Origin of the sequence: Caballeronia sp. LZ065 (assembly GCF_031450975.1) — a bacterium.
Taxonomy (GTDB): domain Bacteria; phylum Pseudomonadota; class Gammaproteobacteria; order Burkholderiales; family Burkholderiaceae; genus Caballeronia.
Map to the genome: position 1 here is coordinate 1,079,768 of NZ_JARUXV010000003.1, position 25,616 is coordinate 1,105,383.

A 25,616-nucleotide genomic window follows, 5' to 3' on the forward strand; every position below is an offset into this window, starting at 1 on the left:
GCCTGAGCAGGCTTACTCTGCTACCGCGACAGCCGTTTCAATCCCCTTCGCGAGCCGCTTCGTGCAGGCCTGCACGACCATCGCCAGCGCCGCCGACTCCGCGAAAGCAAGCAGCGTCGGCTGGCGCGTCAGCGAGAACGTCAGCAGCAGGCAGAACGCGGCGAACGAGAAACGGCCGAGCACCATCCCGCGCAGCAGCGCGATCACGAAGTCCGGTCCGTGCGCGCGATGCGACGACACCGACAACACGATCCCCAGCAACGGAAACACCGCGAGCAGCCCGCTCCACGAGGCGCCGGCCCAGCCGGACAAGGCGGTTACCGCCAGCGTCAGCAAGGCGCCGGCGCCCATCCGTCCGATCAGATCAACGCGTCCGAGGGGGAGGCCCGCTGCGATCGCCGCACTGCGCGGCAGGAACGACTGCCCGAAGCAGACCGCGCCGAGCGCCACCGCGGCGGCCCATGCCGGCGACGCGGGCAGCATCGACAAGGCCCACGCCGAGACGAGCCATGCGCCCAGTCCGGCGCTCAACGCAACCGGCCAGCCGCGCGAACGGCAGGTCCACGCATAAGCGAAGTTGAAGGCCTCCGACGCGAAGATCGCGGAAAGAGAAAGGAGCGCGGCATGCGCGCCGAACGCGGGTCCATGCGCGAGCACGAGCAGATAGAGAATCGGGCCGGCCACCACCGGCAAGCCGGCGAGCCATCCCGCGATGGATGGTCCCCACCATCGTCCCGACATCGACACGATCAGCAGGAACAGCGGAACCAGCGTGAGTTTGAGCGCGAACATGCCAGGCCGTGCGGAGCTAAAGCCGGATCATACCCGTGCGTGTTCCTTATCGCGGCATCGCCTGGTCGAGCACCGACGCCAGGATCATCGCGCCCGCATTGGACGGCACGGGCCGCGAGTTCGGCGCATAGACCTGATCGCCCGGCAGGATGACGCCGCCGCTCATCGCACACACGCCGGCCGTGCGGGCGCGCATGGCCCGCCACACCTGATCGCCGTAACTGCAGCGCGTGGCATCGCGCCATTCGATCGTCGCGGTGGTCGTCGACTGCCGTTCGATCAGCTTCACGGCCACGCGGCGTTCGCCTGCCTGGGCCGCGTTGCGCCGGAACGGCGGCGTCTCGATACGCAAGCCGTTCAATTGAAAGATGGTGCGTGCCCATGGATCGAGGGCCACTGCTGGTGCGGCCATGTTCGGCTCCCGTTGACTGGTTCGTTCACGCCGCGTCGAGCGCGGACGTCTGCCACGACTTCGGCGTCGCGCCTGTCAGCCGCTTGAAAACCGTCGTGAAATGCGCCTGCGAGCGGAATCCGCAACCCAGCGCGACGTCGAGCATGCTGTACCGCGACGTGCGCAACAGCGCCTGCGCGCGCTCGATACGCTTCTGCAACAGGAACTCATGCGGCCGCATGCCCGTCGCGCGCCGGAACTGGGCGGCGAAATGCATGCGCGTAAGGCCCGTGCTCGACGCGATATCGGCGAGACTGAGGTTCTCGCCCAGATGCGCATCGACGAATTCAGCGACGCGCTTGATGCGCCATTGCGGCAACGCCGACGGCACGCGTCCGCGCGCAACCGGCGCTGCGAAATGCCGCGCCACCAGCCGCGACACGATCGCGAGACTCACGCTCTCGACGAACATGCGCCCGGGCGGCGCGCTCTCGGTCTTGCAGACGCCGAGCGTCTGGCCCAGCCGTTCGAGCACGGGATCGCGAATCAGACGCGGATCGCCGAGCTCGATCTCGCCCGGATGCGCGCGCTGGAACAGGTCCTCGTAGCACTCCGCGAGCACCGCGTGCGGCACGAACAGATGCAGCACGTCGAGCGCCGATTCGAACACCGCGCCCACCCGCACGCCCGGCGCGGACACCTGCGCAATGCCCGCCGGCACACGGCCATGCAGCAGCGTGCGGCCGGCGTGATGGAAGGCAAGCTGCGCACACCTGAGATTCAGGCCGATGCAATGCAGGTCGCCGCTGCCGTCGTGATTGACTTCGAGCGGCGCGTCGCCATGATGCAGCCAGCGCGACAGGGTCATGCGGGCCGCCGGCCGTTCAGGCGTGCGCCAGCGCGCTTCAATACCGATGGGAGTCGAGCGCGGCGTCGCGGCGGGCGAAAGCAGAGTCAGGGTCATGGCGTATCGGTCCGTAACATGAGTATTGCGATGCGCCGGAGAGCGGCGACGGGATGACTCAAAGTTAGAGAACCAGAAAGCACCCCGCTAGCCGTACATTGGGTTGACCATCCCGTCCAATGGTTGAGTCAACCTATATCAAGGTTTGATGCGCGCGCCTCGTTTCATGCGCCTGGCATGCAGTCGGGCGATCCGGGGAAGAGCGCAGGTCGCACGCGGCCGATCACACCTTCGTATGAGCGTCCGGAACCTCCGTGCGGCTCCGCTCATCCGCGCGGCGCATCCATCCCGCCCTGGAGATGGGACAAGCGCCGCAACGCCCATGCGAACGTATCCACGACTGAACCTTGGTCAGTGCGAGCACGCGCTTTCGTAGAGGTGTTCGCGGGCTCAGCACGCTCCTAAAGTGTGGTCACGGTCGCAATACGAAGCCAGATCACGACCGGCACCCAGCCTTCTGAAGGCTTCAATCGTTCGGAACCCGGATCATTCAATCAAGGAGATGGTCATGAACAAGTTTCTCGTCTGCATCACGCTCGCCGCCGCCACGCTCGCGGCTCCTGCATTCGCGTTCGCGCAATCGAACGGCCCGGTGACGCGTGCCGAAGTGCGCGCCGACCTGGTGGCGGTCGAACAGGCCGGCTACCAACCGGCGCTTGCAAGCGACGCGGATTACCCGTCGGACATCCAGGCCGCCGAAGCCCGTGTCGCGGCGCAACAGGACGGCACGATCGCGACGCAGTCCTATGGCGGCGCGCAGGTCGGCCGGAGCGCGTCCGGCGCGTCCACGCACACGGCGATGAAGAATGCGTGCGTCGGGCCTGCGGACTACTGCCAGCCCTACTTCGGCAGCTGAGACGCGCTGAATCTCGTTCCATATAGGAGACTTCGATGAAACGCATCTTGCAAACCGCTTCAATGCTGGCGCTGTCCGCTGGGGTATTCGCATTGGCTTCAACCCACGCGATGGCGCATACGCCGGTCCGCAACATCGTGCTCGTGCATGGCGCATGGGTCGATGGCTCGGGATGGAAGCCGGTGTACGACATCCTCACGCGTGACGGCTATCGGGTCACGCTGGTCCAGGAACCGCTGACCTCGCTGCAAGCCGATGTCGCCGCGACCCGCCGCGTGCTGGACCTTCAGGACGGGCCGGCCATCCTCGCGGGCCACAGCTACGGCGGCTCGGTGATCACCGAAGCGGGCGTCGATCCGCACGTGGCCGGGCTGGTCTATGTCGCGGCGCATGCGCCGGACGTGGGCGAGGACGAAGGCGCACTCGGCAAGCAACGGCCGAGCGATCTCGCGAAGCAATCCAACGCGGTGGAAAAGACCGCCGACGGCTATACGTACCTGAATCCCGCCGTCTTCCCGCAAGACTTCGCCGCCGATTTGCCGCTCGCACAAGCGCGCTTCGAATCGCACTCACAGATGCTCACGGCGGCGCAGGTCTTCACGACGCCGCTGACCGCCGCCGCGTGGAAGACGAAGCCGAGCTGGGGGATCGTCGCGGGCAACGACAGGATCATCAATCCGGATCTCGAACGCTGGTACTACGGGCGTGCGCACAGTCATCTGACGGTGATTCCGGGCGCAAGTCATTCCGTGTACGAATCGAAACCGAAGCAGGTCGCGGCGGTCATCGAAGACGCGGCGCGCAACGCGCTCAATTGAAGAGTTGGAAAGCGCACTTTCATCTGCGCATTCGTCTCCCTTGCCGCCTGCCCCGTCGATGCCTTATATAGTGAGTGGCCGCGCCTTGCGCACGCGCGGCCGCCCCGTACAGGACATGAAAGATCAGACGGAGGAACGCGATGGTTCGTCTCGTGATGATTTTGCTCGGCGTCGACTATCTCCGCTCTCGCTGGCGTTCACTGCTGACGCTCGGCTTCCTGAGCATCCTGCTGGGCGGCGTCATCTTCACGGATGCGCTCGACGGCTCGCTCTACTTCCCAATTATTCCTGTTCGCGCTGCTGATGCTGCTGGAAGGCATCGCCACGCTGGCTGTCGCGTGGACCGGCATGGGCGGACAGCGCACGCTGCGCTATGTCAAGGGCGCGACTTTCTGCCTGTCGGCGCTGCTCGTGCTGATCGGCGGCGAGCACGGCAACTTCGCGCTCTCGCTCATCTTCGGCACGCTGTTTCTCGTCGATGGCGCGCTGCAGATCATCTCCGCGCGCGTGGTCCGGTATCGCCGCTGGCGGCTGGCGGCCGGCATCGGCGCCGTGGAGATCGCCATCGCGATCTTCTTTTATCAGCCCTATCCGGATCACTACGCGGGAACGGTTGCCTATTGCGTCGCGTTCGGGCTGTTCTTCGCGGGCTGGAACATGATCCTGCTCGCGTCGCGGGTCCAGCGCATGGCGGCGAATCCGGCCGCCGACGGCGCCGTGCAGCGCGCAACGCAGAACGCAACGACGAGCACGCCCTCGTTCGCGAATGCAATCTACGACGGCCCGCCCGCGCCCGACGAAGCGGCCTTGACCGTGCATGTGTGGACGCCCGTCGGCACGGCGAAGACGCAGGCGAAACGGCAATTGATCGTGGACCGCTATATTGCCGCGATCGACCGGAACGGCACCATCTCCACCGGCCACGCCGCGCTGGAAACGCCCGAGGGCGTGTATATCAGCCTCTATCCGGCGGTCGAGATCGACCGCTCGCCGAACGATTTCTCACGCACGCTGCGCGCCACGCGCGAAAACGATGTCCCCGGACTGTTCCAGCCCGACTACGCGACCGAATCGACGGCCTGGTGTCCTTCGACCCAACAGGTCCGCATCCGCAATTACGATCCGCAACGGCTGGCGCGTTTCTGGGACGAGTATCGCCGCGACGCGACCTACAACCTGACGTACCGGAACTGTTCGAGCACGGTGGCGCGGGCGCTGGAGGCGGCGATAGAAGGGGCATCGGCGCGTGTGTGGGGCACGGGCGGCGGATGGCGGCCGCTGGTGCGCATCATGACGACGCCCGAACTATGGGTGGCCGCGCAGGTGCGCAAGCGCGCCGCCACGATGGCCTGGACGCCCGGCCTCACGCTCGACTACGCGCGGGCGCTCAGCATGCTGGCGGATCCGCGTCCGTCGGGCTGGGTGAAGATGGCGCGCATCGCGCTGGCGACGATGTATCGCTCGCGGCAACGCTGGCGCGCCGAGGAACATGCGGCGGCGCGGCACGGGTTGTGACGCGCCGTGATGCTCATTGCTCGACGGGTTTCTCTTCGGACTTGCGCGAACGTCTCGCGCGTGACGGCGCGCGTGACGACGATTTGCGCGAAGACTTCTTGGCGGGGGCGGGTTCCTCGACGGGTGCCGCGGGCGGCGGCGCACTTGCTTCGGGTGCTTGCGGTCCTTGGGGTGCCATCGGTGCTTGCGGCACGTCAGCCGCCGCCTGCCGGGCGCTCTTGCGGGGGCGACGCGGCGAGGCCGCCTTCTTTTTCTTCGCCTTGCCTGCGCTTTCGGCCATTTCGGCCGCCTCGGCCGCTTCGGCCTCGCTGACCGGAAGCGCGTCGTCCGCTTCCGCCCACACATGCGGCACCTGCGACGGCACCACCGTCGGTTCCACCTGCGTCACGGCCGGAACCTCCACCGGCCGGACATCGGCGGAAACAGCCCCCGCCGAACGGAACACGAACGCGCCGGACTTGTCGTCGCGCCCGACTTCGAGCAGCCCGCGCGATTGCGCTTCATCCAGCAGATTGCCGAAGGCCTTGAAGCCATATTGGGTTTCGCTGAAGCCCGGCTTGCGGCGCTTGATCGCGCTCTTCAGCACCGATGCCCAGATCTTGCCGCTCTCGCCGCGCTCGGAAGCCAGCGCCTCGAAGGTCTCGACCGTAATGGCGATCGCCTGCGACTTGCGCGCGTCTGTCTCCTGCTTCGGCTCCGACGCGCGCTTCGGCTCGCGTGTATCGCGGGACTCGCGCCGTGCGGCCGCGCGTTGCTGCTCGCGGACGAGGTCGTCGTAGAAAATGAATTCGTCGCAGTTCGCGACCAGCAAGTCCGACGTCGAATTCTTCACGCCGACGCCGATCACCTTCTTCGCGTTTTCGCGCAGCTTCGAGACGAGCGGCGAGAAGTCGGAGTCGCCGCTGACGATGACGAAGGTATCGACGTGCGACTTCGTATAACAGAGATCGAGCGCATCGACCACTAGGCGGATATCCGCTGAATTCTTGCCTGACTGCCGCACGTGCGGAATCTCGATCAGTTCGAAACTGGCTTCGTGCATCGACGCCTTGAAGCTCTTGTAGCGGTCCCAGTCGCAATACGCTTTCTTGACGACGATGCTTCCCTTCAGCAACAAGCGTTCGAGCACGGGACGGATGTCGAACTTGTCGTAATTCGCATCGCGTACGCCCAGCGCGACGTTCTCGAAATCGCAGAACACCGCCATGCTGACGCTTTCCTGAGGTCCAGCCATATGGTTCTCCGGCCTGTACGGCACATTTTGCAATGCGCACATGATAGCTTGCCGGCGCGAATCCAGACGCGCGCGCGTCAGATCCAGAGGTCGTTGGGCACGGTGCGGTCGCTTGCCGCATCGCCGGTATTCACCACGCCGCGCGGCTCGATCAGCATGATCTTCACTTCGCTCGCGGCAAACGGCCGATGCTCGACGCCCTTCGGCACGACGCCGATTTCACCCGCGCGCAGCGTCATCGCGCCGTCACGAAAGTCAATGCGCAGTTCGCCTTCCAGCACGATGAAGGCCTCGTCGGTATCCGCATGACGATGCCACACGAACTCGCCTTCGAGCCGCGCGACCTTGAACTGGTAGTCGTTCATTTCGGCGATCACGCGCTGCTGCCAGAAGCCGTCGATGCGGCGCGCCTTGTCGAGGGGATCGATGGCGATGCCTTGTCCGCGTGTGGAGGGAATGCCCTGCATGGTGTGACTCCGTGTTGTCATGAGATGGAACGGAGCCTACTGTGCGCGCATGCGGCGCCGGAGTCTTGAACGATCGTGCAGGCGTCGATGCCCGTTACCGCTTCGCTGCGATGGCGCGCCAGCGCGCGGGCGGCATGCCGTAGGCGCGCGTGAACTGGCGCGTCATGTGACTCTGGTCCGCGAAGCCCGCCTGCGCGGCGACGTCGGCGAGCGGCGCGCCGGCGAGCATCAGGCGGCGCGCGAGATCGAGACGGCGCAGCGTCAGGTAGCGATACGGACTCGTGCCGTAGAACTTGCGAAAATCGCGCGACAACGCGAAGCGGTCGCGCCCTGTCACGCGTTCGAGTTCATCCAGTGTGATGCTTTGGTCGCAATGTGCAAGCAGGAAGTCATGAGCGCGCACGGCGCTTGCGTAGTCACCGGTATCGTCGGCGAGTCGCGCGCCGGACGCCTGCGCGAGCGCCAGCGCGAGTTCGGTCAGCGCATCGTGACGTTCAAGCGGTTCGAGCGGCGGCAACGCGCCTTCCGTACGCTGCAACAGCGCTTCAGTGGCGCGCGCCACGCGCGGGTCCATGCTCACGCCGCCCTCGATGAACGGCAGCGCGCGGCCGCCCAGCACCGCCTGGATCAGCGCCGGATCGACATACAGCATGCGATAGCGAAAACCTTCGCCGGTGCCGGCTTGGCCGTCGTGCGCTTCATCGGGATGCAGGACCATGGTCTGTCCCGCGATGCTGTTGCGCAGGCCGCGCCGGTAGTTGAAGCTCTGCACGCCCGCCAGCGTGCGGCCGATCGCGTAGGTGTCGTGCCGGTGCATGCCGTACGCTTTGCCGCCGAACCAGGCTTCGATGCGCTCGATGCCCTCGCCCGGCACAGCCCGACGCACCCAGTCCAGCGTGTTGTCCTGCCTGCGTCCGTCCATGTTCACTCTCAATCCAACGCTTGCGCTGATTCGCTGTCCAACTTTCGTGTCGAATACTAGCCGATGCGCACCGGATCCGTGCATTGGCGTTGCCGTCTCAAGCATCGCTTCAGCACGCCGACAAGCAGGCTGGACACGACATCGAGCAAAGGAACACGCAATGAAACGCTTGACTCTCCTTCTGGCCTGCATCATGGCGAACTCTGCGCTTGCCGCTCCGCTCGCCTATACGACCTCATGGCTCGGCAATACCTGGGGCTATGGCGACGGCAAATGGATGCAGCAGGATATCCAGGCGCTGCGCGTCGCCGCCGACGGCACCGTCTACACGAACTCGCCGTGGGACGAAAGCGGCGCGGAGATCGCGGCGTATCGCAACGGCGACCGCATCGCCGTTGCCGGTGCGACGCATGGCTGGGGCGCAGCGGGCGGCGATGCCGTGACGTCCAACGGCGCGTATCTTTACGCGGCGATGTCGATCGGCAATCAGAACGGCGGCCTCACCGGCGCGGACTATCCGCCGAACGGCTATACCTGGTTCGGCATCACGCGCCGCTCGACCGGCAATATCGCGCAGGGCGCGCCGTTCGCGGGCGGCGTGGGCAACAGCGCGAATGCGTCGAAGAACAGCTTCCTGATCGTCGATACCGTCCCCGCCGGCACCGATGCCGGCATTCGCGGACTGGCCGCGAACGACACCGAGCTCTTCGTCGCCGATCAATACGCGAACCGCATCATCGTGTTCGATGCCGTGACGATGCGCCGCAAGCGTTCGTTCGATGTCCCGTCGCCGGGACGCATGGCGCTCGACAGCGACGGCTCACTTTGGGTCATCACCGGCGCGCTGACGGGGCAGCCGGCCATCGCGCACTATGCGGCGAGCGGCGCCCTGCTCGGCGGCGCACCCGTCCTGCCGCCCGGGACGGTGCCGGCGGACATCGCGATCGCGCCATCGGGCGTTCTGTATGTCGCCGACATCGGCCCCGGCCAGCAAATTCTTCCGTATCGCAAGACGGCAACGGCGTTCCAGGCGCTGACGCCGGTCGGCACGCTGAACGGCGTGAGCCATGCGACAGCCGGAACCATCGAGGCCGGCCGCTTCAACTTCATCACGGGCATGGGTTTCGACGCTTCAGGCAACCTGTACGCGGGCCAGAATGGCGAGGGCCCGCGTGCGCTCAATTCGGCGTCGGTCGGTTCGGGCGCGGTCTTGCAAGCCTTCAAGGGAACGTCGCGCGCGTTGCTGTGGGAACTGGACGGACTCGTCTTCGTCGACGGCGCCGACTTCGATCCCGGCGCGCCCGACACGATCTACACCGGCTCGAAGATCTTCACGATGGACTGGAGCAAGGCCCCCGGCACGCAGTGGAAATACACCGCCTATACGGTGGACCGCTTCGCGTATCCCGACGATCCCGAACTGCATATCGGCCGCGACGTGCGCGGCGAACCGATGGTGCGGCGTCTCAACGGCAATCGCCCGTATCTCTACACGCTCGATCCTTATTCGCACGAGCTGTACGTGCGTCGCTTCGACGCGGCTCACGGCAATATCGCGATTCCATCGGGCATGTTCGCGGAGGGTTTCATTTCCGGCGGCTATCCGGCGAACCAGCCGGCCTATGGCGAATGGATGTGGCGCGACCTGAACGGCGACGGCCGGATGGACGATGCCGAATACACCGGCAATCCGTCGACGGGCAGTACGGTGGGCAACAGCTTCATCTGGGTCGATGCGGCCGGCGCGGTGTGGTTCGGCACGCCGACGAGCGGCATCCGGCAGATGCCGGTGCAAAGCTTCGACTCGTTCGGCAATCCGGTTTATTCATACGCCGCGGCGAAGACCTACGCGATGCCAGCGCCGTTCACGCGCATCGGGCGAGTCCTGTATGTCGCGGCCACGGACACCATGTATGTCTCGGGCTTCACGCAGAACATCCCGTACGATGCCTCGCGCTGGAAAGAGGCCGGCCCGGTGCTGGCGCGCTACGACAACTGGAGCGGCGGCGCGCCGGTCATGACCTGGTCGATCGCGCTGCCGTGGAATACCGCGAGCACGCCGCCTGTGACAACCGTCGGCGTCGCGACGGCAGGTGACTATCTGTTCGTCGCCGAGCTGTACACGCAGAAAGTCGATGTGTACGACGCGCGCACTGGCGCGACGGTCGGCGTGATGACGCCGGACGCCAATGTCGGCGGCACGAGCGGTTATGTGGACGTGGAACTGGGCATCAGCGCGACGCGCCGGGCCAATGGCGAATACATCGTGCTGGTGGAAGACGATGCGCGCGCGAAGATTCTGATGTACCGGTGGACGCCTTGATGATGAACGCTAAGCCGCACCATACCGCGCCGCGAGCGTCGCGAGATCGCGGCGGACCCAGTCGGCATCGGCGGCGAACTGGTGGTCGGACATGCCGGGCTGCTGGAACAGCGTGAGCAACACTTCCGCGCCCGCCCCGTTCTGAATCACGCGCAAGGGCATGGTGATCTCGTGGCCGTCGGGCAGCGTCACGCGATGATCCATCACGCCGAACGCATTGTGCGCGGTGAAGCGGATCAGCACGTCGCCTGCGGGACCGCGTGCGCGCCAGCGATCGCCGTCGGGCTCGAGCGTCGATTCAGCGAGTCCCGAAGCCCAGGTCGAAAAGACTTCGGGACGCCAGATCGCCTCATAGAGTTCGCGCCAGTCGCGCGCGATGGAAACACTGAGCGTCGTGGCATGCATCGTCGCGCTCATGGCCGTGTCAGCCTTCGATCTTCGACATGACCGCCGTCGCCGGATCGTAGCGATAGCCCTTCTGCGCAAGCTGTTGCGACATCTTGTCTCCAATCAGCTTCTGCTGCGCCTCGCGGAACACGAGTTCGTGATCGGGCTTCATGCGCTCCAGTTCCACCGCGAGGCGTCGCATGAGCGCGACTTCGCCGGTGCTGCGGGCGTCGATGAAGAGGATCTTCTCGTTGGCGACGTCGAGACGCTGGCGCAAGTCCTTGGCATACGTGACCCACTGCTCCGCGTTGCCGCGCAGTTCGTCGTAGGACTTCGAGTGCGCCTTGGCCTGCGCGGCGACCTGACGCTGCAGCGACGCCAGTTCCGACTCCTCGCCCTGCTCTTTTTCGACGAGACGTCGCGCAAGTTCAGTGGCGTTCTTCTCGGCTGATTCGGCGCGTTCGCGCAGCGACGTGACCTCGTTCGACACGCGTGCGAGCTCGGCGCTTTCCGTCGCCCGCTCTTCGGTGATGCGGTTGAACTGGGTGCGCGCTTCTTCGAGTTCGCCGTGCAGGCGGCTCGCCTGCTCGCGCTGCGCCGAGGCTTCCTCGCCACGCGCGGACGCCGCTTCGCGTTCCGCCGTCAACGCGGCGCGCGCTTCGTTCAGTTCGGCTTCGAGGGCGCTGATGCGCTCAAGCGTTTCGCTGGCGCGCGCTTCGGCCGCTTGCAGTTGAGCGCTGGCTTCGTCGGAACGGACCTGCGACGACTGGCTGAGCGTCGCGTGGTCCTGGCGAAGCGCATCGCGTTCCTGCGCGATGCGCGTCAATTCCTCGTCCTTGCCGGAGAGGAGCGCTTGCAGGTCGGCGTGATTCTGACCGATGCGCGCGAGTTCCTCGTCCTTGCCCGACATCAGCGCTTGCAGGCTCGCATGCTCCTGACCGATGCGCTCGAGTTCCTCGTCCTTGCCCGACATCAGCGCTTGAAGGCTCGCGTGCTCCTGACCGATGCGCGCGACTTCCTCATCCTTGCCCGACATCGACGCTTGCAAATCTGCATGCTCCCGACCGATGCGCGCGACTTCCTCATCCTTGCCCGACATCAGCGCTTGCAGGCTCGCATGCTCCTGGCCGATAAGCGCGAGTTCCTCATCCTTGCCCGACATCAGCGCTTGCAGACTCGCATGCTCCTGGCCGATACGCGCGATTTCCTCATCCTTGCCTGCAAGCATCCCGCTGAGTGTCTCGTTCGCGCGGCGCTGTTCTTCGAGCGATTCCTTCACGGCCTGCAATTGCGACTGCTCCATCGACGCACGCGCCTCGATCGCCTGCAAACGCGCGCTGGCCTGCGAGAACTCTTCCTTCAGCCGCGCCGCCGCTTCCTCCGCAGCACGCAGACGGCCGTTGGCTTCCTCGGCTTCCCGTCGATAGCTCGCGGCTTCGTCGCCGGATTTCTGAATTTCGGCGAGCGCCTCGTCGCGGTCCGAGAGCGCCGTCGCGAGCCGCTGGCTCACCACGCTCAGATGCTGCCCGGACAGGCGTTCGGTTTCGTCGCGCGAGACCGTCCACAGCCGCCGCGCCACGTTGACGAGCGTTTCGGCGAGGTCGTCGGGGAGGCCGCTCGGGGCCTGCTGCGGCGGCACTTCCGGCTGACGCGCCTCGCGCCAGCGTTGCAGGCCGGCCGCGACCGCGACGATCGACGTCCCGGGCAGCTCCGCCCGGACCGTCAGCGGGGAAACCTTGCGGCCTTCTTCGGTGAGTCGAGCGGCGATGGACGCGATCTGCTCGTCGGTGATGGTGTCTACGTCGTTGGGCATATGCGCCTCGAAAATCAGTGGCGTCGCACGCAAACAGTCTGCGATGCGTTGTTACATTTGGCGATTTCGCCGCCGGAGGACATGGATGATACCGATTTTCCGTGAAGCCCTTGCAGTGCGGAACCGGTTCGGCGGTGCGCGACGCTGCTTTTTACCGGTCCCGACATGCATCAAGCCCGAACGGCATAGGCCGTCCGGGCTTGATGAAAACCGCTGCGATAGCGCCCAGGCGCTTACGGTCTGGCGTACACCGAGCCGAGGCCGATGACGGCCGTGTCGCCCGAAGAGACGTTGGCGCGCGCGCCCGATACCGCGCCGGTATCCGCCACCGCGCCGTATGCCGAGTTGCCTTTCGCGGCGCGAAGACGGGCTTCGGCCGCCTGGATGTTCTGCGGATATTGCGTCTGGTCGCTCGCCGGATCGTAGCCGGCCTGTTGCAGTTCGACCAGTTGCGCGCGGACTTCGGCGCGCGTCAGCGGCTGGTTCGACTGTGCGAACGAAAGAGCGGGAAGCGCGACAGCGGCAGCGACGATCAGCGACGAGATGAGTTTCATGACTTACCTCCAAAAGATGTGTTGGAAAGAGCCTGGTTGTGATCCGCTGTGTGTTTCGGATCGCTTGGGCCTGGAGGTATTTGAACTGCGGGACGTATCTGGCGTGTTTCGCTGACAGGCGGTTGTGAATCGACGTGTATCGTCGCGTTGGACGGATACAGTGAGATACAAAAGGACGGCGGTCATTCAACCGCTCATTGCGTCGCCACCCACCAGGTCGTGCCGGCGGCGTCGCGGAAGCCGCCGCGGAAATCATCGTCGGCACGCTTGCGGGCGGGCGCCTGCACGCTTTCCGCGCCATGCCGCAGCGCGCGCTCGTAGACCGCCTGCGCATCGCGCACGTACACGTGAACATGCGTTCCCGCCGACACCTGCCCGGCCGCCCCGCCGCCGATCATCACGATGCTGTCGTCGATGCGCACTTCCGCGTGCATCAGCGAGCCATCGTCGCGGTCGAAGCGGCGCATCAGCGTTGCCTCGAAAACCTGTTCGAGAAAGCCGATGATGTTCTCCGCATGCTCGCACACCAGATACGGGCTTACGGACGGATACGCCGCCGGTTTCCATTCGCTCATGACCGCTCCTCGCTCGCGTGAAGAAGAGACCTCAGCGTAACGCAAAGGCCGCCCTCACAAGCCGAGAAAAGCCAGCGCGTTATTACAGCGCCAGTCCTCGCGCACTTCGTCGGCCATCTCCAGCGCATCGAACTCTTCGAGCGCGCGTTCGACCGGCATCATCGGGAAGGCGGAGCCAAAAATCATGCGCCGCTTCAGCACGGTTCTCCCGTATTGCAGCAAGGCTTCGTAGCCCGAATGCGCGGTGGCCAGCAGCTTCGGGCGCACCGCCACCGTGCCGATCCACACGTTCGGATGGCGCCACGCCACCGCCAGCAGTTCCTGCACCCATGGCCAGCCCGGCGGCGACGCGCACACGCGCAAGCCCGGATACGTCATCATCACCCGGTCGAGCGCGGCCGGATGACCGTACATCATCGACGTATGGGTGGAAAAGTTCGCGCCGCAGTGAATGTTCACCGGCACGTCGAGTTCCACGCACTTCGCGTACAGCGGAAACAGCAACGGGTCGTCGATAGCCAGCCGGTGTTCGAAGCCCTGCACGTTCAGACCGCGCAAGCCGAGTTCGCGCACGGCGGTCTCGAACTCCGCGACGGCCGTCGCGCCCGCATGCGGATCGACCCCCGCAAAGCCGATATAGCGCTCGCCATGCGTGCGGCAGAACGCGGCCACATCCTCGTTCGATATCTTCACGCCAAACGTGCTGCTCAGGTCGCGCGCCTTGAGCACGACATGCCGCGCCCGGAGCCGCTCGTAGATCGCGAGGTAATCGGCAAGCGGATCGTGACAGACCGTGCTCGCCGCCTGCGTCTCCGTGCCCTGATACACGCGCCGGTAGTTCGACAGGTGGTCCGCAGGCCCGTTGAACTGCAACACGGGCGGACGACTCGAAAAGTCCACGAACATGAGAGACTCCTGCACAAATCAGGTCACCGCCAGCGCGCTTCCTGGCGGTCGTAGGTGTTCACGAAAGGATCGGCCGTCTCGGCAATCAGCCGCTTCTTGGCGATCTTCCTCGAAGGCGTGCGCGGAAAATCGCCTTCCATGTACTGGAGATAACGCGGCACCTTGAACGGCGCGAGATGCCGCGCGCAATGCTCGAACACGGCGGCAGGCGTCACCTCCGCCCACGTAAGTCCCTCGCGCAGCTTCAGATACGCCTTCACTTCCTCGCGGCGCAGCGGATCGGGCACGGGCACGACTGCAGCTTCGTCGATGGCGTCCATGCTGCGCAGCACGGTCTCCACTTCCGTCGCCGAGACGTTCTCGCCCGCGCGCTTGATCATCTCCTTGATGCGGCCGACGATGTAATAGAAGCCGTCGGCATCGCGCCGGAACAGGTCGCCGGTGCGGAACCAGTCGCCGTCGAAACTTTCGGCGTTGGCCTCGGGCCGCTTGTAGTAGCCCCACAGGATGCCGCGCCCGCGTATCCACAACTCGCCGACTTCATCGACAGGGGCAGGGCTGCCGTCTTCACGGCGAACCTGCAACTCACGAAACGGCGCGGGCAGGCCACAGGTGCGTTCCAGCGCCTTTTCGCCGGCCCATGCCGGCACGAGCGCGCCCGTTCCCACTTCGGTCATGCCGAAGCCTTCACGCGCGATCACGCCGAAGCGCGCCTGCACTTCCTCGCGCGCCGGCCGGGTCCAGCCGTAGATGCTGATGTACTTCAGGCACACGCCGGCATCGCCCGGGCCGCGCGGATGCTGGCTCAACGCCGGCTCCGGAAAGATGCAGTAGTGAATGCGATAGTCGATCAGCCAGGACATGAAGCGCGTCAGGCTCATGCGCTCCGCAATATAAGCGGTGCCGCCGAGCTTCAATGTCATCAGGAACTGCCACAACGGGTCCATGTAGAAGAACGGCGCCCAGATCAGCACGTTCTCGATACCCGCGTCCGCCCCCCTGCGATGCCGCGCCGCGCCGTGGCAGTGGATCATCCAGTAGTCGTGGCTCAGCATGCAGCCCTTCGGGAACCCCGTGGTGCCGGAGGTGTACTGGAGGTTCAGCAGATCGTCGCGGGAAACATGCGTCGGCGCCGCGAAGTCCGCGCGACCCGAGGCCAGCAGCGTTTGCCATTGCAACAGATCGGCGCGCGCGTCGTATGCTCCGCTGACGATCACGCGTTCCCATGCCAGCAGTCCGGGCAGTGCATCGAAGCCTTCCAGGCGCGCGACGTATTCTTCATCGATCACGAGATACTGGACATCGGCGTCATCGAGCACGAAGCGCATTTCATCGCGCGTATAGGCGGTATTGACCGGCACCATCACCGCGCCGATGCGACCGAGCGCGATCCACGTCACCGGGAACTCGGGCGCGTTCTTCAACATCAGCGCCACGTGACAGCCCTTGCGCACGCCGCGCTTGACGAGCGCGTCGGCAAGCTGCGACGCCGCGCGATCGAGTTCGGCGTAGGTCATGCTGACCCCGCGTTCGAACCACACGGCCGCGGTCTTGCCGCCGTAGAGCGCGGCCTGCTCGCGCACGAACTGCCCGAGCGACTCGGGCAACGCGAGCTGTTCCTGCCGTTTTCGACGGACGAGTTCGTCCTCCACGGTCGGCGACTGTGTTGTCATCGTGTTCTCCTGAAACCCATCCTCGTAGCGCGGCGCACTGCACGCCGCGGGTCTGGCTCTGGCTGACGCTAGTCCTGCGCGATCACCTGGCAATCCTCCGGCGCCCAGTCGAGCATCACCGGCGCGCCCCGCGCATGGGCCGCGCCGTGCCTGCCGCCCTGCTGCTGCACGACGATCTGCATGTCGCCCGGCAGACGCACGTGATGGCGCACCACGCTGCCGAACGTGATCGAATCTTCGAGTGTGCCGGCGTGACGCGACTCCTGTTGCGGCTCCTCGCCGGATGCAACCGGCCGCATGTGCACGCTCTCCGGCCGCACCAGCACCTTGACGGCCGCGCCACGCGACACGCCGTTCACCCCGCGCGCCGCGCGCAGCATGCCGAGCGCGGTCGACACCACGATGTGCTCGCCGCCGCTCTCCTGCACCGTGCCCGCAATCAGGTTCGCCGTGCCGATGAAGCTCGCCGCGAACGCCGTGCGCGGCGCGCGATACAGCTCGTCGGGCGTCGCGATCTGCTCGACGCGTCCTTCGTTCATCAGCACGATGCGGTCGGACATCGAGAGCGCCTCGTCCTGATCGTGCGTGACGTTCAGCATCGTGATGCCGAGCCGCGCATGCAGCCGGCGAATCTCGAACTGCATCTGTTCGCGCAGCTTCTTGTCCAGTGCGCCGAGCGGTTCGTCGAGCAGGATCAGCGCCGGGTTATAGACAATGCAGCGCGCCAGCGACACGCGCTGCTGCTGTCCGCCCGATAGTTCCTTCGGCTTGCGCGCGGCCAGGTCCGGCAGGCGCACCATGTCGAGCACTTCGGTGACGCGGCGGCGGATCTCCTCCTTCGGCAGCTTGCGCACGCGCAGCGGAAACGCGATGTTGTCGAATACGGTCATATGCGGCATCAGCGCATAGTTCTGGAACACCATGCCGAGGCCGCGCGCACTCGGCGGCGCGTTCGTGATGTCCACGCCGCGCACGAAGATCTGTCCCGACGAAGGCTTCACCATGCCCGCGATCAGATTGAGCAGCGTTGTCTTGCCCGAGCCGCTCGGTCCGAGCAGCGTGACGAATTCGCCCTGCTTCACGCTGAAGTCCAGCGGCGCGAGCGCCTGCACGTCGCCGTAGCGCCGCGAGACCTGCTTCAGTTCGATCATGTTCATCGTCGGAATCCGCTGTTCGTTGCTTCGTTGCTCAATGCCGCTCGCAGCGCAGCACGACCTGCGCCGCGTTGTGCCCCGGCACGCCCGTCACGCCGCCGCCGGGATGCACCGACGCGCCGCACTGATAAAGCCCTTTGACAGGCGTCCGATAGTCCGCCGCGCCGCGCACCGGGCGGCGGAAGAAAATCTGGTCGGCGCTGAGTTCGCCGTGATGCACATGGCCGCCCGGCAGCGCGAAGATGCGTTCGAGATCGGCCGGCGACAGGACCTGCGCCGCGTCGATGCATTCGCGAATGTCAGGCGCGTACTGCGCCAGCGTATCCAGCACGATCTCATACAGCCGCTCGCGCTGCGTGTCCCACGAACCCTCACGCAAGGCGTAGGGCGCGTGCTGGCCGAAGATGCTCATCAGGTGCTTGCCCTCGGGTGCGACACTCGGATCCAGCGCGCTCGGACTCATCACCACGAGCGGCGGATGCGGCGAGATCTCGCCATACTTGGCGGCATCCCACGCGCGTTCCAGATACTCGACCGAAGGTCCGATGCGCACCTGCGCCGGATAATCGAAGCCGGCCGCGCGTGCGTCGAAGTCCTTGAACACGGGCAGGCGGTTCAGCGCGAGATTGACCTTGAACGCAGTGGAACGGTCGCGGATCTGCGCGACGCGTGTGCGAAACTCAGACGGCACATGCTCCGCGCCGACCAGTTGCTGAAACAGCACCTTGGTCGCGACGTTCGAGATCACGCAGCCGGCCTCGATCAGTTCGCCCGATGCAAGCCGCACGCCGGTCGCGCGCTCGCCCTTCACTTCCACCGCGGCCACCGGCGCGTCGCAGCGCACTTCCATGCCGTGCGCCCTGCCCGACGCGGCAATCGCCTCCGAGATCGACCCCATGCCGCCGCGCACGAAACCGGCAGGCCCGGCGGGCGTCGTGTGGTCGCGGATGAAGCCGCGCAGCAGCACATACGCCGATCCCGGCGAGCAGATGCCGGTAGCCGCGCCGCCGCAGGACGCGTAGAAGCCCATTGCCGTGATCATCTCGTCGGATTCGAACCAGCGCGCGAGGTAGTCGCGCGCGGAAAGCGTCAGCACGTCGTAGAGATCGTAGAAGCGCTCGCCCATGTCCCGGAAGCGCCACGCAAAGCCGAGCAGACGGCTTCGAGCGGAGAGTGCGCCATCGGCGGGATCGGGCGGGATTTCCCACAGCATGTCCGCCACCAGCTTGCCGAGCTTCGTCATGTGCGCGCGATACTTGCTGTAGGCGTCGGCGTCCTTCGCGCTGAAACGCGCGATATCCTCGAACAGAGATGGGCCTTCCGCACGCACGATCAGGCTGCGTCCGTTGCCATACAGATGCATCATCGGCGGCGGCACGATGATCTCGTAGCCATGCTTCGCCAGCTCCAGTTCCTCGATGATGCGCGGTTGCAGCAGCGCCATCGTGTACGACGCCACCGAGACGCGATACCCCGGCCACACGGCTTCGCTCACCGCCGCGCCGCCGGCAAGGCCACGGCGCTCCAGCAGGCACACCTTGAAGCCCTTGCGCGCGAGATACGCGCCGCACACCAGGCCGTTGTGGCCTGTACCGATGATCACCGCGTCGTACTGGTTCGCCATGATGGTTGTCAGAGAGATTATTCGGCGGGCGCGTCGCGCCGTTGCAGGGCCATGATGCCGAGGCACACGGCGAGCGAGACGAGTGTCAGCAGCGTCGATACGGCCGCCAGCACCGGCGACACCTCCCAGCGGAGCGCGCTGTACATCTTGACCGGCAAGGTGGTCGTCTGCGGGCCGGAGATGAAGTACGCGACCACGACTTCATCGAAGGACAGCAGGAACGCGAACAGCACGCTCACGGCCACCGACGCGCGGATCTGCGGCAGCACCACCTGGAAGAAGATGCGCACGCGGCTCGCGCCCATCAGCATGGCGACCGCTTCGAGCGCCGGGTCTGCGTGCTTCAGCCCCGAACCCACCGCGATCACGACGAACGGCACCACCAGCACCGCATGCGCGAGCGCGATGCCCCATACCGTATTGACCAGCGCCAGCATGGAAAACTGCTTGTAGATGCCGAGACCCAGGACCACGACGGGAATCAGCATCGGCGTGATCGCGAGGGTTTCCAGCACGCGGCGGCCCGGAAAACGGCCGCGCGCCAGTGCATACGCGCCCGGCACGCCTACCGCCACGGAGATCGCCGAGGCCAGCAGCGCGACCATCACGCTCGTGAGCGCCGAACCCCACCACGCGGGATCGGTCAGGAAGCGGTGGAACAGTTCAAGCGAGAAGGTCTTCGGCGGAAAGCTCAGTTCGCTGCCGCCGCCGAACGACACCGGCACGACCACGAGACTAGGCAGCAGCAGAAACAGATAGCCGCACCAGCCGCCGAGCGTGCCGAGCACGCGCCACACGCCGCGCCAGTCGCGGCGGCGCGCTTCCGGCACGGTGAAGTCCTTGCTGGCACGGGCAGCGGTGGACGTCATGCGAAGGCCTCCTGGCCGCGCTGCACGCGTCCGAGCAGCGCGATCAGCACGCCGGACAGCACGAGCAGCATCATCGCGATGGACGCGGCGAGCGTCCAGTCGAGCGTCTGGCGCGTGTAGAAGTCGATCAGATTGGCGAGCATCATGTCGCGCGGTCCGCCGAGCAGCGCGGGCGTGATGTACATGCCCATCGAGAGCGTCAGGCACATCAGCACGCCCGCGATCACGCCGGGCATCGAAAGCGGCAGCGTGATGCGCGCGAAGATCAGCCACTGGCCCGCGCCCATCATCTCCGCCGCGAACTTGAGGTTGCGATTCTGCGCGGTGAGGCTCGTCAGGATGGGCAGCACCATGAAGGGCAACAGATAGTTGCTCATGCCGATCACCACGCCCGTGCGGTTGAACATCAGGTCCGGATGCCACGCGTCGCCACTGATCCATCCCGCCAGCTTCGCGACGATCCCCGCGCTGCCCAGCACCACCGTGAACGCATAGCTCTTGACGAGTATGCTGGTCCAGAACGGCAGCATCACCATCACGAGATAGGGCGTGCGCTTCGACGCGGGCAGCCGCGCCAGATGCAGCGCGACGATATAGCCGAGCACGAGGCTCGCCACGGTCGCGGTCACGCTGATGACGAGCGTATTGACGAGCACGCGATGAATCAGCGGATTGCTCAGCACCTGCGCATAGCCGCGCGCGGTGAAGCCGTTCTCCCAGATGCTCGACCAGCCCACCAGGCCGAGCGGCCAGAGAAAGAACACCGCGAGCAGCCCGTAGAGCGGCAGCAACATGACGACCACGGACTTGAGGTTCAGCGAGTAGTTCATCGCGCGCGCCGGGGGCTCAGGTCAGCATCCAGGTGGTGAAGCGGTTCTGCAGCGCATCGTAGTGATCGCCCCACCATTGGTCGTTGATGACGATGCTGTTCGCATCGTGCATGTCCGGCATGCGCGCCTTCGCGGCGGCGGAGACGAGCGGCATCGCCGCGGCGGTGTTCGGCGCGAATTCGACCATCTCGCAGAACGCCGCCTGCCGGTCTGGTCGCAGACAGAACGCCACGTACTGCATCGCGGCCTGCGTGTTCTTGCCGTACTTGGGTACCGCGAGATATTCGAGGCTGTTGAGCGTCTGTTTCATCGACATCTGAATGGACGTGCCCGCGCGCTGCGCCGGCAGCACGCGGCTCAGATACGTGTAGGTAAAGTCCAGTTCATTGCTGGCGATGAGCGTCACGGTTTCCGGCGTGGTCTCGATCCACTTGCGCACCGCCGGCTTGATGCGGTCCATCGCCTTGAAGGCGCGTTCGACGTCGAGTGGATAGAGCTTGTCGGGCGCGACGCCATCGGCGAGCAAGGCCATCTCCAGATTCTCGCTGACGCGCGGACGCAAGCCGCGCCGCCCCGGATAGGTCTTCACGTCCCAGAACTCGGCATAGGTTGTCGGCGGCTTGCCGCTGCGCTTCGGATCGAAGCCGATGCCGCCCGCATACGAATATGTGCCGACGAAATCCGCCCCTGTCTTCGTGATGAGCCCGTCGGTCTTGACGATGGCCGGATCGAGCTTTTCCCACATGCCCTGGCGCGAACCGGTGACGATCTGCGGCCCGATGCTGTCGAACACGTCCCACGAGACGTTCTTCGACTCCACCTGCACCTTCATGCGCGCGAGGTCCGCACTGTTGACGAGCGTCACCGCGATGCCGGTTTCTTTCGTGAAGGGCTCGGCAAACGCGCCGCGTATCGCGGCTTCGTAGGCGCCGCCCCAGCAGGTCACGGCGATGCTCTTCGACTGCGCGCGCACGATGGCCGGCGCGCCGAGCAGCGCGGCCCCGGCGAGCGCACCCGCCTGTTGCAGGAAAACGCGGCGCGCGGGCGCGGGGGCGTCGGCTTCAGGTTGCTGCGGGACTTGCGCTTTCATGTCGGTCTCCCTGAGTGGTCGGGTCGGGGCGATGCTTTATCCGGCGATCCAGATGGCCTTCCAGTCCATGTACTTGTCGAAGGCGTGCATCGACTTGTCGCGGCCGAAGCCGGATTGCTTGAAGCCGCCGAACGGCGACGACATCGTGCCGCGGTCGAAGCAGTTGACCCACACGACGCCCGCCTTCAGCTGACGCGACACCTGCTGCGCGCGCGTGATGTTCGAGGTCCAGACGGCGGCGGCGAGGCCGTAGACGGTGTCGTTGGCAATGCGCACCGCTTCTTCGGGTGACTCGACGGTGATCGCCGCCAGCACCGGCCCGAAAATCTCCTCACGCGCGATGCGCATGGTGTTGCTGACCTGGTCGAAGACGGTCGGTTCGATGAAGAAGCCGCCCGATTCCGTCCGCGCCGCGCGGCCGCCCGCGATGACCTGCGCGCCATCGGCCCGGCCGGCGTCGATATACGACATCACCGACTCGTGCTGCACCTGGCTTACGATCGCGCCCATCTTCGTAGCCGGATCGAGCGGGTCGCCGGGCACGAGATCGCGCGCGATGGCCGTGACCTTCCCCAGCAGTTCATCGCGCACGGCGGCGTGGACGATCAAACGCGAGCCCGCGTTGCACACCTGCCCACTGTTGCCGAAGATGCCGGCCGCGACGGCGCGCGCGGCGGCGTCGAGGTCGGGGCAGTCGTCGAGCACGATGTGCGGGCTCTTGCCGCCGCATTCGAGCCCGACGCGCTTGATGTTCGACTGCCCGGAATACTGCATGAACAGCTTGCCGACCGCCGTGGAACCGGTGAAGCCGACGGCATCGACATCCATGTGCAGGCCGAGCGCGCGCCCCGCCGTCTCGCCGTAGCCCGGCAAGACGTTGAGCACACCGGGCGGCAGACCGGCTTCGGCCGCGAGCGCGGCGATGCGGATGGCGCTGAGCGGCGACTGCTCGGCGGGCTTCAGGATCACCGAATTACCCGCAGCCAGCGCCGGGCCGAGCTTCCAGCTCGCCATGGACAGCGGATAGTTCCACGGCACCACCGCCGCCACCACGCCGAGCGGCTCGCGCACGATCATCGTGGTCATGTCGGGCGCGGCGGGCGCGGTTTCGCCATAGAGCTTGTCGATGGCCTCGCCGTACCACTGGATGCAGGTCGCGGAACTGACGATGTCGCCGTTATAGGCATTCGCGATGGGCTTGCCGACATCGAGCGATTCGAGCAGCGCCAGTTCCTCGCGATGCTCCATCATCAACTGCGCGAAGCGCAGCATCACGGCCTTGCGCTCGGCGGGCGCGCGGCGCGACCAGACGCCGGATTCGAACGCGCGCCGCGCACTGGCGACCGCCACGTCCACGTCCTCGCTGCCGCACTCGGCAATCTCCGCGATGACCCGGCCCGTGGCGGGATTCACGGTGGCGAAGGTCTTGCCGGAGAGCGCGGACACGTATTGTCCGTCGATGAACGCCCGCCCCTCGGGCCGGAGTGCCTCGGCGCGTGCGCGCCACACCGTTGCGTCGGGAATGCTCACAGCAAGGCTCCTTGAATGTCAGTTCGATTGGCTCATGCGTTCATGCGACTGAAATCAGTGTACGGTTTCAAAAGTATGAAAACCAATACATTCTGCTAAGCTTGTTCCTGCCGAAAAGTTATACCCTTTCCTGGTGTCCGCCATGCTCAAAGTGCGTCATCTCGAGATCTTCCGTGCGGTCGTGAAGGCCGGCAGCGTGTCGGCGGCCGCGCGGCTGCTGTATGTGTCGCAGCCCGCCGTGACCAAGACGCTGCGCATGCTGGAGGAAGAAATCGGGCTCACGCTTTTTCTGCGCGTGAAAGGCCGGCTCGTCTGCACGCCCGAGGCCGAGGCTATCCTGCCGGAGATCGAACGGCTGTTCGGCAGCGTGCAGTCGATTGCGGAAACGGCGCGCGAGATCCAGCAAGGACAGCGCGGCTCCATTCGCGTGTCCACCGTGTCCATGCTCGCCACCACCATCGTGGCGCGGGCGGTCGGCGAGTTCCGGGAGACGCATCCGTCTGTCGAATTCGATATCCGCGCGCTGCCCACGCGGCATGTCGTCGAATACGTGAACAACAATCAGGCGGACTTCGGCATTCTCGACGTGGCCGCGCCGTCAGGCACGCTCGAAGTGGAAGAGTTCTGCAGCGCGGAGCTGCGTTGCGTGATGCGCGCCGGGCATCCGCTGGCGGACCGCAAGACCGTGACGCCGCGTCTGCTGGACGCCGAAATGCTCGCCACCTTCGGCGAGGACACGCTGACCGGCTGGCGGCTGCGCGAGGCGTTTCGCGCGCAGGGCAGGGTTTTTTCGAGCGCGTTCGTTTCGAACAGCACGCCGGTGCTATGCGCGCTGGTACGGGAAGCCAATGCGGTCGCGCTGGTCGATCCGTTCGCGCTGATGGGCCGCTCGTTCCCCGATCTCGTCTCGCGGCGCTTCTCGCCGGCGGTGCCCGTCGAGCCGCGTTTCCTGTTCGCGCCCGGCAGGCCGAGATCGGTGATCGTCAATCAGTTCGTCGCTCAGTTGAAGGAAACCGCCGCGCGGATGGCGGCGGGTTGAGGCGCGCGTTCCGGATGTTCAGGCGTCGGCCGGAACGTCGTCTTCCAGCGGCTTCGACACCGCTTTCAGCGGCTCGGCCACGGCTTGCGGCGCGGCCTCGAAGCGATGCACGTCGTGGGTGACGAAACCCAGGTCGTGACTCGGAATCTCGAACCATTCCGGGTACCCGAACGACCGGCGGATGTCTTCCAGGCCGCTCGCCCAGTGCTCGTCCATCGTGTCGTTGCTGAACTCGTAGTCCTTGTAGTGGCCTTCGAAGAACTTGTTCTTGTAGATCAGATGCACGACGTTCACCGCGCCGCCGTCCGCCACCTTCTGCGCCTCGCGCAGCAGCGGATGCGAACGCCGCACCTGCTCCGGCACGTGTTCGAGCAGTTCCTTGATGAGCCGCGCATGCTTCTGGTTGTGCGAGACGAAATCGGTAATGGCGCGGGTGCGGCTCGAATACTGAATGTCCTTGGTGCGCTCGCTCACGTCGAGGAAATCGCCCGGCAAGGTGCCGCGCGCGCTCCACAGATCCACCTGGAACACGAGCGTGTCCTTGTGCTGGCTCTCGCGGATGATCTCCGTCAACGGCGTGTTCGAGACCAGCCCGCCATCCCAGTAAAACTCGCCGTCTATCTCCACCGCCGGAAAGCCCGGCGGCAACGCACCCGACGCCATGAAGTGCTCGGGCGCGAGGCGCATCTTCGTGTTGTCGAAGTACACGAGATTGCCGGTGCGCACGTTCACCGCGCCGACAGACACGCGCATGTTGCCGTCGTTGATGCGGTCGAAGTCGGCGAATTGCAGCAACGTCGCGCGCAAGGCCGAGGTGTCGTAATAGCTGACATTGCTCGGAAGCTTCGCCTGCGCGTCCGGAACAAGCGCCGGCACCTGCACGCGCGGCGAGAAGAAACCGCGCTGACCTTCGGTCAGGGCGCGCGCCGCCGCCCACATGCTCGAAAACGTCCGGCCCATGTTGGCAAAGCCGAACGCGGCGGGCACGAACGCGCCCACGTGCCCGATCAGGTCCGCCGGCTGGCAGATCGTGTTCCAGAAACCGCGCAGCGCCGCCACGCGGTGTTCAGGCGCATTGCCCGCGACGATCGCCGTATTCAGCGCGCCGATGGAAATGCCCGACGTCCAGCTCGGCTCGACGCCCACTTCGGCCAGTCCCTCGAATACGCCCGCCTGGTAGGAACCCAGCGCGCCGCCGCCTTGCAGCACGAGACAGACCTCGTCGTAGTCCGGCAGCGCGACGTGGTTCGCCTGCGTGAGTGAATTGCGTTGACTGCGGCGCATGGATTC

23 protein-coding genes and 1 pseudogene are annotated in these 25,616 nt (G+C 65.7%); 5 read left to right on the forward strand and 19 right to left on the reverse strand.

Annotated elements, in window-relative coordinates; translation table 11 throughout:
- Positions 1 to 12: 12 nt before the first annotated feature.
- The 3 genes from QCE63_RS24935 to QCE63_RS24945 are packed head-to-tail and all read right to left on the reverse strand — an operon-like array spanning position 13 to position 2,147.
- Positions 13 to 792 carry a hypothetical protein gene (locus QCE63_RS24935; RefSeq protein WP_309836738.1) on the reverse strand — a complete coding sequence of 260 codons (780 nt, stop codon included), beginning with the start codon at positions 790 to 792 and terminating at the stop codon, positions 13 to 15.
- Between the two features lie 46 nt (positions 793 to 838).
- Positions 839 to 1,204: a DUF3331 domain-containing protein gene (locus tag QCE63_RS24940; RefSeq protein ID WP_309836741.1), complete on the reverse strand. Its 366-nt coding sequence runs from the start codon at positions 1,202 to 1,204 to the stop codon at positions 839 to 841.
- 25 nt (positions 1,205 to 1,229) lie between these two features.
- On the reverse strand, positions 1,230 to 2,147 hold the full coding sequence (locus tag QCE63_RS24945) for an AraC family transcriptional regulator (protein ID WP_309836742.1): 918 nt from the start codon (positions 2,145 to 2,147) through the stop codon (positions 1,230 to 1,232).
- A gap of 508 nt (positions 2,148 to 2,655) precedes the next feature.
- Here QCE63_RS24945 and QCE63_RS24950 point away from each other — a divergent pair.
- The 3 genes and pseudogenes from QCE63_RS24950 (at position 2,656) to QCE63_RS24960 (ending at position 5,336) form a co-directional block, all read left to right on the forward strand.
- Complete coding sequence (locus tag QCE63_RS24950; protein WP_309836743.1) at positions 2,656 to 3,003, forward strand: DUF4148 domain-containing protein; 348 nt, start codon at positions 2,656 to 2,658, stop codon at positions 3,001 to 3,003.
- A gap of 35 nt (positions 3,004 to 3,038) precedes the next feature.
- On the forward strand, positions 3,039 to 3,821 hold the full coding sequence (locus QCE63_RS24955; RefSeq protein WP_309836744.1) for an alpha/beta hydrolase: 783 nt from the start codon (positions 3,039 to 3,041) through the stop codon (positions 3,819 to 3,821).
- A gap of 140 nt (positions 3,822 to 3,961) precedes the next feature.
- Positions 3,962 to 5,336, forward strand: a pseudogene (locus QCE63_RS24960) (HdeD family acid-resistance protein).
- 13 nt (positions 5,337 to 5,349) lie between these two features.
- Here the strand turns inward: QCE63_RS24960 and QCE63_RS24965 are convergent.
- The 3 genes from QCE63_RS24965 to QCE63_RS24975 all read right to left on the reverse strand — a co-directional run bounded on the left by QCE63_RS24965 (position 5,350) and on the right by QCE63_RS24975 (position 7,959).
- Positions 5,350 to 6,570: an NYN domain-containing protein gene (locus QCE63_RS24965; RefSeq protein WP_309836745.1), complete on the reverse strand. Its 1,221-nt coding sequence runs from the start codon at positions 6,568 to 6,570 to the stop codon at positions 5,350 to 5,352.
- Between the two features lie 77 nt (positions 6,571 to 6,647).
- A complete protein-coding gene (locus tag QCE63_RS24970) occupies positions 6,648 to 7,037 on the reverse strand; it encodes a cupin domain-containing protein (RefSeq protein WP_309836746.1) in 390 nt (129 codons plus the stop codon).
- Between the two features lie 94 nt (positions 7,038 to 7,131).
- On the reverse strand, positions 7,132 to 7,959 hold the full coding sequence (locus QCE63_RS24975) for an AraC family transcriptional regulator (RefSeq protein WP_309836747.1): 828 nt from the start codon (positions 7,957 to 7,959) through the stop codon (positions 7,132 to 7,134).
- A gap of 160 nt (positions 7,960 to 8,119) precedes the next feature.
- Between QCE63_RS24975 and QCE63_RS24980 the strand changes: the two genes are divergently transcribed.
- Entirely contained in the window at positions 8,120 to 10,282 is a 2,163-nt protein-coding gene (locus tag QCE63_RS24980; protein ID WP_309836750.1) for a hypothetical protein, read from the forward strand.
- A gap of 9 nt (positions 10,283 to 10,291) precedes the next feature.
- Here the strand turns inward: QCE63_RS24980 and QCE63_RS24985 are convergent, their stop codons facing one another.
- The 12 genes from QCE63_RS24985 to QCE63_RS25040 all read right to left on the reverse strand — a co-directional run bounded on the left by QCE63_RS24985 (position 10,292) and on the right by QCE63_RS25040 (position 23,287).
- Complete coding sequence (locus QCE63_RS24985) at positions 10,292 to 10,699, reverse strand: polyketide cyclase (RefSeq protein WP_309836751.1); 408 nt, start codon at positions 10,697 to 10,699, stop codon at positions 10,292 to 10,294.
- A 7-nt stretch (positions 10,700 to 10,706) separates the two neighbouring features.
- Positions 10,707 to 12,482 (reverse strand): chromosome partitioning protein ParA, encoded by a 1,776-nt coding sequence (locus tag QCE63_RS24990; protein ID WP_309836752.1) that lies wholly within the window; start codon positions 12,480 to 12,482, stop codon positions 10,707 to 10,709.
- Positions 12,483 to 12,715: 233 nt separating this feature from the next.
- Positions 12,716 to 13,036, reverse strand: a complete 321-nt coding sequence (locus QCE63_RS24995) for a DUF4148 domain-containing protein (protein WP_309836755.1) — start codon at positions 13,034 to 13,036, stop codon at positions 12,716 to 12,718.
- Positions 13,037 to 13,230: 194 nt separating this feature from the next.
- Entirely contained in the window at positions 13,231 to 13,611 is a 381-nt protein-coding gene (locus QCE63_RS25000; protein WP_309836756.1) for a VOC family protein, read from the reverse strand.
- Between the two features lie 54 nt (positions 13,612 to 13,665).
- Positions 13,666 to 14,517 (reverse strand): amidohydrolase family protein, encoded by an 852-nt coding sequence (locus tag QCE63_RS25005; RefSeq protein ID WP_309836758.1) that lies wholly within the window; start codon positions 14,515 to 14,517, stop codon positions 13,666 to 13,668.
- Positions 14,518 to 14,540: 23 nt separating this feature from the next.
- Positions 14,541 to 16,190, reverse strand: coding sequence for a class I adenylate-forming enzyme family protein (locus QCE63_RS25010; RefSeq protein ID WP_309836760.1), 1,650 nt, complete (start codon positions 16,188 to 16,190; stop codon positions 14,541 to 14,543).
- A 68-nt stretch (positions 16,191 to 16,258) separates the two neighbouring features.
- Positions 16,259 to 17,347: an ABC transporter ATP-binding protein gene (locus tag QCE63_RS25015; protein WP_309836762.1), complete on the reverse strand. Its 1,089-nt coding sequence runs from the start codon at positions 17,345 to 17,347 to the stop codon at positions 16,259 to 16,261.
- Positions 17,348 to 17,378: 31 nt separating this feature from the next.
- Positions 17,379 to 18,968, reverse strand: coding sequence for an NAD(P)/FAD-dependent oxidoreductase (locus QCE63_RS25020; protein ID WP_309836763.1), 1,590 nt, complete (start codon positions 18,966 to 18,968; stop codon positions 17,379 to 17,381).
- 17 nt (positions 18,969 to 18,985) lie between these two features.
- Complete coding sequence (locus QCE63_RS25025; RefSeq protein WP_309836764.1) at positions 18,986 to 19,837, reverse strand: ABC transporter permease; 852 nt, start codon at positions 19,835 to 19,837, stop codon at positions 18,986 to 18,988.
- The gene (locus QCE63_RS25030) at positions 19,834 to 20,667 is read right to left on the reverse strand and encodes an ABC transporter permease (RefSeq protein ID WP_309836766.1); all 834 of its coding nucleotides are present in this window, start codon (positions 20,665 to 20,667) and stop codon (positions 19,834 to 19,836) included. The genes QCE63_RS25025 and QCE63_RS25030 overlap by 4 nt, the downstream gene beginning before the upstream one ends.
- Positions 20,668 to 20,683: 16 nt before the next feature.
- Positions 20,684 to 21,757 carry an ABC transporter substrate-binding protein gene (locus QCE63_RS25035; protein ID WP_309836768.1) on the reverse strand — a complete coding sequence of 358 codons (1,074 nt, stop codon included), beginning with the start codon at positions 21,755 to 21,757 and terminating at the stop codon, positions 20,684 to 20,686.
- Positions 21,758 to 21,793: 36 nt separating this feature from the next.
- Complete coding sequence (locus tag QCE63_RS25040) at positions 21,794 to 23,287, reverse strand: aldehyde dehydrogenase (protein WP_309836769.1); 1,494 nt, start codon at positions 23,285 to 23,287, stop codon at positions 21,794 to 21,796.
- Positions 23,288 to 23,429: 142 nt separating this feature from the next.
- Between QCE63_RS25040 and QCE63_RS25045 the strand changes: the two genes are divergently transcribed.
- Complete coding sequence (locus QCE63_RS25045; protein ID WP_309836770.1) at positions 23,430 to 24,326, forward strand: LysR family transcriptional regulator; 897 nt, start codon at positions 23,430 to 23,432, stop codon at positions 24,324 to 24,326.
- 18 nt (positions 24,327 to 24,344) lie between these two features.
- Here the strand turns inward: QCE63_RS25045 and QCE63_RS25050 are convergent, their stop codons facing one another.
- Positions 24,345 to 25,610 carry a patatin-like phospholipase family protein gene (locus QCE63_RS25050; RefSeq protein WP_309836771.1) on the reverse strand — a complete coding sequence of 422 codons (1,266 nt, stop codon included), beginning with the start codon at positions 25,608 to 25,610 and terminating at the stop codon, positions 24,345 to 24,347.
- Positions 25,611 to 25,616: the final 6 nt, after the last annotated feature.